This window comes from Microcystis sp. LE19-131.1A, from assembly GCF_027532015.1.
Taxonomy (GTDB): Bacteria; Cyanobacteriota; Cyanobacteriia; order Cyanobacteriales; family Microcystaceae; genus Microcystis; species Microcystis ichthyoblabe_A.
The window spans coordinates 1-9,278 of record NZ_JAPZSS010000073.1; the positions used below are offsets into that span (position 1 = coordinate 1).

At 43.9% G+C, this 9,278-nt stretch carries 12 protein-coding genes and 2 pseudogenes; 4 read left to right on the forward strand and 10 right to left on the reverse strand.

Annotated features, from left to right (window positions below; translation table 11 throughout):
• A pseudogene (locus O9323_RS06545) lies at positions 1–120 on the forward strand (IS5/IS1182 family transposase); the annotation flags it as partial.
• Between the two features lie 144 nt (positions 121–264).
• Here the strand turns inward: O9323_RS06545 and O9323_RS06550 are convergent.
• Both O9323_RS06550 and cysK read right to left on the reverse strand, forming a co-directional pair.
• Positions 265–399, reverse strand: coding sequence for a PLP-dependent transferase (locus O9323_RS06550; protein ID WP_228051289.1), 135 nt, complete (start codon positions 397–399; stop codon positions 265–267).
• Positions 400–414: 15 nt separating this feature from the next.
• The gene (cysK, locus tag O9323_RS06555; RefSeq protein WP_288124858.1) at positions 415–1,362 is read right to left on the reverse strand and encodes a cysteine synthase A; all 948 of its coding nucleotides are present in this window, start codon (positions 1,360–1,362) and stop codon (positions 415–417) included.
• Positions 1,363–2,032: 670 nt separating this feature from the next.
• Between cysK and cpcB the strand changes: the two genes are divergently transcribed.
• Together cpcB and cpcA are read left to right on the forward strand one after the other, a co-directional pair.
• Entirely contained in the window at positions 2,033–2,551 is a 519-nt protein-coding gene (gene cpcB / locus O9323_RS06560) for a C-phycocyanin subunit beta (protein WP_187602881.1), read from the forward strand.
• Between the two features lie 55 nt (positions 2,552–2,606).
• Positions 2,607–3,098 (forward strand): C-phycocyanin subunit alpha, encoded by a 492-nt coding sequence (gene cpcA, locus O9323_RS06565; RefSeq protein ID WP_002732914.1) that lies wholly within the window; start codon positions 2,607–2,609, stop codon positions 3,096–3,098.
• 174 nt (positions 3,099–3,272) lie between these two features.
• On the opposite strand, the gene O9323_RS06570 is transcribed toward cpcA, so the two are convergent.
• From O9323_RS06570 to O9323_RS06605, 8 genes and pseudogenes are all read right to left on the reverse strand, one after another.
• Positions 3,273–4,271 (reverse strand): sulfurtransferase, encoded by a 999-nt coding sequence (locus tag O9323_RS06570; RefSeq protein ID WP_149107036.1) that lies wholly within the window; start codon positions 4,269–4,271, stop codon positions 3,273–3,275.
• Positions 4,272–4,671: 400 nt separating this feature from the next.
• On the reverse strand, positions 4,672–5,322 hold the full coding sequence (locus O9323_RS06575; protein WP_288124859.1) for a phosphatase PAP2 family protein: 651 nt from the start codon (positions 5,320–5,322) through the stop codon (positions 4,672–4,674).
• Entirely contained in the window at positions 5,319–5,699 is a 381-nt protein-coding gene (locus O9323_RS06580; RefSeq protein WP_149107038.1) for a DUF7980 family protein, read from the reverse strand. Before O9323_RS06580 ends, O9323_RS06575 begins: the two co-directional genes overlap by 4 nt.
• A gap of 200 nt (positions 5,700–5,899) precedes the next feature.
• Positions 5,900–6,982, reverse strand: coding sequence for a sulfate ABC transporter substrate-binding protein (locus O9323_RS06585; RefSeq protein ID WP_288124860.1), 1,083 nt, complete (start codon positions 6,980–6,982; stop codon positions 5,900–5,902).
• Positions 6,983–7,419: 437 nt separating this feature from the next.
• Positions 7,420–7,686, reverse strand: a complete 267-nt coding sequence (locus O9323_RS06590) for a hypothetical protein (protein ID WP_002803124.1) — start codon at positions 7,684–7,686, stop codon at positions 7,420–7,422.
• Positions 7,655–7,930 carry a BrnT family toxin gene (locus tag O9323_RS06595; protein WP_002803123.1) on the reverse strand — a complete coding sequence of 92 codons (276 nt, stop codon included), beginning with the start codon at positions 7,928–7,930 and terminating at the stop codon, positions 7,655–7,657. Before O9323_RS06595 ends, O9323_RS06590 begins: the two co-directional genes overlap by 32 nt.
• Before the next feature lie 302 nt (positions 7,931–8,232).
• Positions 8,233–8,442: a hypothetical protein gene (locus O9323_RS06600; RefSeq protein WP_002732654.1), complete on the reverse strand. Its 210-nt coding sequence runs from the start codon at positions 8,440–8,442 to the stop codon at positions 8,233–8,235.
• Positions 8,429–8,920: pseudogene (locus O9323_RS06605) on the reverse strand (type II toxin-antitoxin system VapC family toxin). The gene O9323_RS06600 and the pseudogene O9323_RS06605 overlap by 14 nt, the downstream one beginning before the upstream one ends.
• A gap of 242 nt (positions 8,921–9,162) precedes the next feature.
• On the opposite strand from O9323_RS06605, the gene O9323_RS06610 reads away from it, so the two are divergent.
• A partial coding sequence (locus O9323_RS06610) for a DUF433 domain-containing protein (protein WP_288124861.1) occupies positions 9,163–9,278 on the forward strand: 116 nt, incomplete at its 3' end.

Here is a 9,278-nt window from a genome sequence, read left to right on the forward strand (position 1 = left end):
TTTAGAATTTTATCATCAAGATACAGGAATCGGAGACGACGTTTTGGTCTGAGATTTAATTTAATCGCTGGCATTTACAACTACGAACTTGCTTTAGGCTATAATCAAGTAGCTGAATAAGACTTTTGCAGGAGGTCTATACTGAGCCGAAAAATAATCGTTTGCCAATCTTCCGAGTCAAAAAACATTGCTTAACCCATCAAATGAGATAAAAACTTCGCCTAACTAATCAAGGCCTTTTCCATATCCCGCTTTAAATCGTTTCTATTCTCGATCCCGATCGATAATCCTAGTAAAGCTGGTGTTATAGGTGGAAGTGGAATAAATGGGAACCGTTACCGCCCCATGGCTAGAGTCTGGTTCTTGCCCCCCATGAATCGCCCTCGTTGCAAATTCCATCGATTTATTGTCCTATTAGTCGATATCTTCGAGGTCTTTAAACAGGGCCGTGCTGAGGTAACGTTCCCCAAAACTAGGCTGAATCATGACGATTAATTTATCTTCGTTTTCGGGTCTTTTGCCCACTTGAATCGCCGCCCATAAAGCAGCCCCGGCCGAGATGCCCGATAGTAGTCCCTCCTGACGAGCTAACCGTCGCGCGTAGGCGAAAGCGTCCGTATCATCGACGATAATCACCTCATCGATTAATTCCGGTCGGAAAATTGCCGGGATAAAACCGGCCCCGATGCCTTGGATTTTGTGCGGTCCTGGGGGTCCTCCCGATAACACGGGACTATTAGAGGGTTCAACTGCGATCGCTTGAAATTGGGGACGACGGGGTTTAATGGTTTCGGCAATACCGGTAATGGTTCCCCCGGTTCCCACGCCACCGATAACGATATCTACCAGACCATCGGTATCGGCCCAGATTTCTTCGGCGGTGGTTTCTCGGTGAATTTTCGGGTTAGCCTGGTTGCGGAACTGTTGCAAACTATAGGCGTTGGGGGTATTTTCGACTATTTCCTCGGCCCTGGCGATCGCTCCTTTCATGCCTTGGCTACCCGGGGTTAATTCTAATTGCGCCCCGTAAGCTTTTAACATTGCCCGTCGTTCTAAACTCATGGTTTCGGGCATAGTCAGGACTAAGCGATAGCCTTTGGCCGCCGCCACCATGGCCAGGGCGATGCCGGTATTGCCGGAAGTGGGTTCCACCAGAATTGTTTTATCGGGGTGAATTAGTCCGGCGGCTTCAGCGTCCTCCACCATACTGACACCGATGCGATCCTTAACCGAGGCGGCGGGGTTCATACTTTCCAGTTTGACGACGATGCGGGCTTTTACTCCCTCTGCTACTGGGATTCGATTCAGTTGAACTAGGGGTGTCCGTCCTACCAATTGGGTGATGTCTCTTGCGATCGGCATAATCCCACTTGCTTTATACTTGTTGGCTATTTTTGATTATATATGTATTTAAGATGTTTTACAATACTTTTTAAGTCGGAGTACACTGCAAAATGCTGGTGTTGGCATCTCTGATCACAACGTCGGCGGGGATTATCCCTGTCGATTTTTTTGCCTTGCCACTTTTTTTGTATATCGAAGCACAATCGGTAAAATCATCTTGGTAAATTTCTCTTAATTTAGTTAATTATTATTAGTATATAAAAGCACATTTCTTTAAACAACTTAAAGGAATTATTAGAGAGATGAAAATAGCGATACTTTTTCTTAGTATAGGGTTACACATTTAAGAAAGTTTTCTGAGATTTATCCTAAAAAATTATTTTTTTGCTGTTTTTTTAAGAAACAATTTTTAATAAATAAAGGTAGAAATATGGTCTATAAAGTAATTCATGGCAAAAACGAAGTATGTCTGGAAGTGCCTATCAAGGCTAAATTCAATTAACAAGAATTGTTCCTCGATATACAAAAAAATCTGGCCAAGGGAGAGTAAAACTTTTTTCAAGGACGATAGTATAGTTCCAAGAAAAAAACTCCTAGATACTTTATCGGAAAAAATAAAGAAAAGCCAGAGAAATCAACCTCGATATTTTGCCGAAACCAATCATCATTATAGGAGATGAAAACTATGGTGTTAGATGCCTTTGCCAAAGTCGTTTCTCAGGCCGATACCCGCGGGGAATACCTGAGCGAGAATCAAGTCAATGCCCTAATTGCCTTCGTCAAAGATGGTAATAAACGCGTGGATGTGGTCAATCGTCTTTCCAGTAATTCTTCTGCGATCGTTACCGATGCCGCGCGTAGTTTGTTTTCAGAACAGCCCGTTTTAATTGCCCCCGGTGGCAACGCCTATACAAACCGTCGTGCCGCCGCCTGCTTGCGGGATTTGGAAATTATCCTGCGCTACGTTACCTATGCCACCTTCACCGGCGATGCCAGCATCCTCGATGATCGCGCCTTGAACGGTCTCCGGGAAACCTACGTCGCCCTGGGAGTTCCGGGAGCTTCTGTTGCGGCCGGAATTCTCAAGCTCAAAGACGCTTCCCTTGCCCTAGCAGCCGATCCCAACGGGATCACTCGCGGGGATTGCAGTTCTTTACTAGCAGAAGTCGCTTCTTACTTCGATCGAGCGGCGGCGGCAGTTTCCTGATGCTGTGACTTTCTTATCTCAATCCGATTAAACTTTTGTAGGAGCAATTCCATCGATGACCAAGACACCTTTAACCGAAGCGGTGGCTACTGCCGATTCCCAAGGCCGTTTTCTCAGCAGTGCTGAATTACAAGTAGCCTTCGGTCGTTTCCGTCAAGCCGCCATCACCCTAGAAGCGGTAAAAATCCTCGCCCAAAAAGCCCCCAGTTTAGCCCAAGAAGCAGCCAACGCTGTCTATCAAAAATTTCCCTACACCACCCAACTCCAGGGGCCGAACTATGCCTACGATGAGCGGGGGAAATCCAAGTGCGTTCGCGATATCGGCTACTATATCCGAATTATCACCTATGCCCTCGTGGTAGGGGGTACAGGCCCGATCGATGAATATCTGGTCGCCGGTTTGAGTGAAATTAATAGTGCCTTTGAACTATCTCCTAGCTGGTATATCGAAGCCTTAAAATACATCAAAACCAATCACGGATTAAGTGGGGATGCTGCTGTAGAAGCTAATTCCTACATTGATTATGTGATCAACGCCCTTAGCTAATTTACGTCAACTTCACATCAAAATAAGCTCAAATCTCCTAAATTCACCTCGGGATGAGCGCCGAGGTTTTTTTACGTCCGTCTAACTTAGCCCTACTCGGGAACCCACCCCAACAAAAAAACCATCTTGGGCAAGATGGTTAAACACAACGAGTATAGACCGACAAACTTGACTTCAGACCGCTTTTTCTGGCCCAGTAGCGACGGGCAGATCTGTGGTACTGTACTCTGTCCAAGAACCCTCATAAATTCGCACCTTGGGATAACCGAGCAGATGTTTGAGGACAACATACTGTAAAGTCGCTTCCCGTCCGGTACTGCAACTGACAATAATATTATCCGAGGGCTTGATGTTGCGTTGGGCAAGAATCTTCCTGATTTCGTCTAAAGATTTCAATTTATGGGGATTTTTCAGAGATTCATCGGGATTATTCGCTTCCGTAAAAGTCGGCCAGGGTATATTTTTCGCCCCCGGAATATGACCATTTCTCAGCCAGATATCCTGTTTTCCCTGAAAAAGTTCTTCCGGTCTAGGATCGATAAAAACCACATCGGGTTTGCCGATCAATTTCTCTACTTCTGCCAAAGTCACCCGAATCGAGGGATTATCACGGACAGTAAAGCTCCCTGGTTGATATTTAGGGAATTCTTTCGTTACCTTCTGTTCAGAAGCCTTATAACCCTTAAAACCACCATCTAAGACGGCCACATCTCGGAAACCAGATCGCTCTAATAAATAAGCGACCATGGTTGCCCCCAAGACATCGCGACCATCGGAATATACTACCACTCGATCGCCATTAGTGATTCCCGCAGCGGCAAAGAGGCTGCCAATTTTATCCTCTTGCCAATATTGAACCGGCAAAAATCCGTTTGGACCGCGAAAATTATTATCGGCTATATTCACCGCTTTCGGTAAATGACCGGTGATATATTCCAAAGGATTAATCCGCACATCGAGAATTTTTAACTTCGGATCGTTGAGATTTTGTGTTACCCAAACCGGCGATACAAAGTCTATCTTAGTCTCAGATTTAGACGTGGCCATCAGGGGCGATGACGGTGCTAAGGTAAAGGTTAAAATGCAGAGAAGAACTAAAGTGAGAAAAGCAAGGGGACGGCTTTGAAACCGTCCCAGGGATAGACCCTTCCCTTTAGGCATTTTTGGTTTCATGATTCAGTGTCAGCGACGAATATCAAACGATAATTACTATAGGGCTTTGATTAGCTTTTTCCAAAAATTTAGGTATAACGTGATATTTTTTTTGGGCAGCAAGTCGGTCAACTAATTAGGGTTTGCTAAAAAAGTTTGTTGGTGGGGTTAGGAGTCAGGAGTCAGGAGTCAGGAGTCAGGAGTCAGGAGTCAGGAAGGGAAGTCAGAATAACAGAATAACCTCGCACACTGAGAAGCGGAACCCTTTGCAATCGCCTTCGGAAAGTGCAAGGATTTTGAGTCCCTCGGATCGATTTATCAACGTTTGTCTTTGGCACTTTTCCTGAAAACAAAAGTCCCTAAACCGGTTTCTAGCAAAGCTTTCACTGATATTCAGCCAACCCTAATTATTAATTTCTCCTTATTTCCTGATCGCCTTGGGTGTCTTTAATAACTGTTGCCACCAGATATGAACTAGGAGAGACCAAGCGAGCGCTAAAAGCCAAGAGGCAAGGATATCACTAGGAAAGTGAACTCCTAAATAAAGACGAGTCCAAGCAATAACCAAGACGAAGGGAATCCCCAGTAAAACTACCCCGAAAAACCAGCGCGTTCTCCAAGATAAAATCAGTAAAGAAATGACTAACAGGGAACTAAATAAAGCATGGCCGCTAGGGAAGGAAAAATCGTGGGGTAAGGGATAAAATAACTGCCAAAATTGCGGGCGATTCCGACGAAAAAGCATCTTGAGGTTATAACTAATAGCCCAACCTCCCGCCATGGTCACAAGGAGATAAGCAAACCCATACCAGTATTTTTTTAGGGCAAAAATCAGCAGTGAAATTGTTAGTATCGGGGCTACTCCCCAATAAGTGCCTAATCTCGTTAGTTTTATGGCCAAAAAATTTAGGTTTAAATTAGCGGTTTGATGAATAGATAGCAGCAGGGATTTTTCCCAAGCAAATCCTTGCGGCTGCTGGCGAATAGCGATCGCTAAATCCGTAAAAGTTAGCGATGTTAACAAGATAACCAAGAAAATTAAGCTATTGTTTAAGTAAGTTTTGGGAATCACGGGGAAAAAGTGGCGATCGATGATAACAGGGGCATTTCTAATACCTGAAAATGAATTAAGACCAGAATAACTAAAGTGTAAACTGTCGAGGAAAGTAATCCATTTCTTAATTCTTTTTGCCAATGGCGTTCTTCTTTCTCTCCACCGATTAATTCTTTCGTTCCGAATTGCATTAGCAGAATTCCCACAAGATTAGATAACCAATAACCAACCATGGCCGCGGGTAGAAAAAAATCGGCGTGTAAGCAAGCAATTAAACGACCGAAACCGTAGGCGATCGGCAGATTAAAAATTAGATCGTTCCACCAACACAGGGGCGATAATAAGTAACCGATCAATACCAAGCTTCCGTTTTTGATTTTGTCAAGTAGATACATCTTTTTTTAGTTACTAACTATCAGCTTTGTTTTTTTTGCCATCAGCTATCTAAGTAAGTAGGTGTTGAAAATTGTCAGATGCCCCCCTTATTAAGGGGGGATTAAGGGGGGATCGGCACCCCCCTTATTAAGGGGGGATTAAGGGGGGATCAATTAATCAGAACCACTTACTTAGCTGACAGCTGACGGCCTACTACTAATTAACGCTGAATTTGGTCAAAAATCGCCCCATCAGCGAAGAATTTTTTCTGGATCGCATCCCAACTACCGATCGCCGTATAGGGGAACAGATTCGACACTTTTGGGTATTGTTTACTAAACTCTTTAGCCACATTAGCATTAACGGGACGGAAACCCACCTTGGCGAATTCCCGCTGCGCTTCCGGAGTAAAGAGAAATTGGGCAAAAGCTGTCGCTACTTCCCGGGTTTTGCGTTTATCAACTATTTTATCCACTACGGCCACGGGCGGATCGATCGAAACATTGACCGGAGGAATAGTATAGGAAAAACTGGTTTGTCCCTTTTGACGGGCCAAAATTACCTCGTTTTCGTAGTTAAGCAGCACATCCCCCTGATTCTGTTTAAAGAAGACATCGCTGGCTTCCCGGGCATCTTTGGGTAGTACAGGCACGTTTTTATAGACATTGCGGACGAAATTGGTCGCTTGTGCTTCATTGCCGCCGGTCCGAGTTACCGATCCCCAGAGAGCCAGAAAATTCCACCGGGCCACCCCAGAGGTTTTCGGGTTGGCAGTAATGACTTTAATCCCCGATTTGGCTAGATCTGGCCAGTTGCGGATTCCTTTGGGATTGCCCTGACGAGTAACTAAAGCTACCACGGAACGAGTGGCGATGGCGTTATTGGGTAATTCTTTCTGCCAACCGGGGTTAACTAAACCCGCTTTTTGCAAGCGTTCCACATCGGAACCGATGGCCAAATTTACCACATCTGCATCTAATCCGTCGATAACAGCGCGAGTTTGGGAACCAGAGCCACCATAACTCTGTTTAATCACCACATCCTGTTTTTTCTCTCTTTTCCATTTGTTGACGAATAGAGGAATGATTTTTGAGTAGGCCGATTGAGTCACTGCGTAGGAAACTAGGGTGATTTCCACGGTTTGTTGTTTAGCTTGCTGTTTATCCGGACTTGCCAGCAGCTTACTCGATGCCGATAGGGGACTAAAAGTTAGTCCGATTCCCGTTGTGACGACGGCAGCCGTAGCTAGAGAAATAAAGGGTAAGAGGGTTTTCGGTTTTGAGGATCTAGGATCAGGGATCACGATGTCATCGGCTCCTTTGTTTATTTATGGGAGATTGCTAGGTATTTTCTCTGAGATTGTATTTTATATGAAATAAAAAACATTTTCAATACATCGAAGAAAAAATTATACTGTTTGGGTTAGATGCAAAGAAATCAAGCCATTAATGGCTTGATTAGCTGAAAAAACTGGAAATATTCGATTTATACGGCTTAAATGTGCCTTTAAATTTGCCTGAAGCCTCTTTATGCTTGCAGAATAGAGATTTTATCGTTTTTATGGAGAAGAAAGAATTTTTTAGCGATCAAAAACCTCTGCCTAGGTGGCTTCACCGGTGAAGTTAGCGGACTTTAGCAACTATTACCCTAAAATTGAAGCGGTCTAACGACTTCCATCAATGTGCAGGGTGCGTTCCCAAAAATCCTGCATTAGGGAACGCACCCTACAGCTTTTGAAGATCACATTTGAGAAGTCGGCTCCAACGCATTGTTAGACTTGTGCCTTTGGGCGATTTGCATGAGTAGTCGAAGTGCCTCATTAACCGAGTCACTGGTTGGAAATGCTTGAGCAACATCTGGATCTAGTAATACTATATTTGTTCCTGCTCTGTAGCGTTCGACATATTTTCCTCTAACACCACCCTGCATCTTGCTAAAGTCATACTCAGGTCTTGAGTCGTCTTCTAGCTCGTGATTACTCTCCATCTTGATAAAATCTCCGCTCATTTCGGGTTGCCTCTCGTGCGCTGATAATCCGAACTCGATCTGCTCGATCTGTATGAGGGACTATCAGGATGCGATTAGCATTTGATAATCCAATGATAACGTAACGCTCCTCACCATAGGAATGATCTGGATCAGGGAATGTTATAGATAAAGGATCGTTGAAAACAGTAGATGCCTCGTTGAATGAAACACCATGCTTTTTCCAGTTTGAGTTTGCTTTGTCCGGATTCCATTCAAATTGCATCTAAACAACACTTACTACTCCACTTCAAAACTTAAGTTTAGTATCAAAAGATGCTTTACATTTCATTAATTAACGATCAGAATGATCGCACTGTGTTATACCCGATCGCTTTGGCAATCACTTAATCTTGGCGATCGATATGATATAGCCTGTGTTAGCGTCAGCGTAACGCACGAATTTTGAACATTAGATAAGGTGTGTTACATTTCATAAACGCACCCTACAAGATTGGCGATCACTACAATCGGAACGATCGCACTTGACTCGCTGGTCGGCATAACGGCTAAGTTGAGCCGCCAAGATTAGATTTGAGATTCTTGTGGTTCATCCTGTTTTGGTCGGCTCCAACGACTTGTTAGACCTTGCTTTGGTGGTAAGCTGACTACCTGCCTGCCACTTTCTGCTTGTCTTTTTTGCCAATCTACAAACATTGCATCCAAATCGTAGTTAAAGGATTTAGCGTGTTCTTCTCGAAATTTATGAATTTCATCTAAAATGTCATCTTGCCACATCGTTATAATCTCCTAAAAGTTCGTAAGGAGTACAAATTATGGGTAACTCGTATCCCAAATCAAGACTGAGCTCTGCCAACTTCCTCTGAATTTGAGCGTTGGCAATATGTTTACAGTTCCATGTTAACAAGTAATCTAGCCCGTGGACAGTCGCCGCAGCAATGTGAACCGCATCATCAGAAGCTTTGGCAGGAAGGTTGCTTCGTATAAGAAACTGGGCTGCCAAGTTGCGTACAGCTTGATTGAGTTCAACCAAAGGCATTTCATTGACAATTTCTAACCTTTTCAAAGCAATCTCTGTATCTCCCTTAGCGACTTCATCTAAAACAACCTGTGAAATCTAGAGAACAAAATCATTACGGCGATTTTGCCACCAGTCCCTTGTCGTTTCGATATTCCCAGCAATAACCAAGTTTTTGGTCGATCTGGCTGTCAGATAACCAATAACGCTGGTTTCAATATAGACGGTTTCCCTCACAGCACTTTCTGAATTTTATTTGTCCCTCACTCTATCGCATTTGAGCTTTATTTTGAGGGTTTGCGAGGGAATTAGTGCGTTACATTTCATTAACGCACCCTACAAGATCAGCGATCACACTAACGCACCCTACGATCGGAACGATCGCACTTGACTCGCTGGTCGGCATAACGGCCAAGTTATACGGCTTTTTTTGTGCAATGTGATCTAAAATAAAGGCATCTTACGACTAGGTGACAACAATGTATAAAATTTCTGTTAACCCTCAAATTCATTTTGGGAAGCCCTGCATAGAAGGGACGCGCATCACTGTGCAGAGTGTTCTTGAGTTGCTAAATGAGGGACTCTCTTTCAGTAT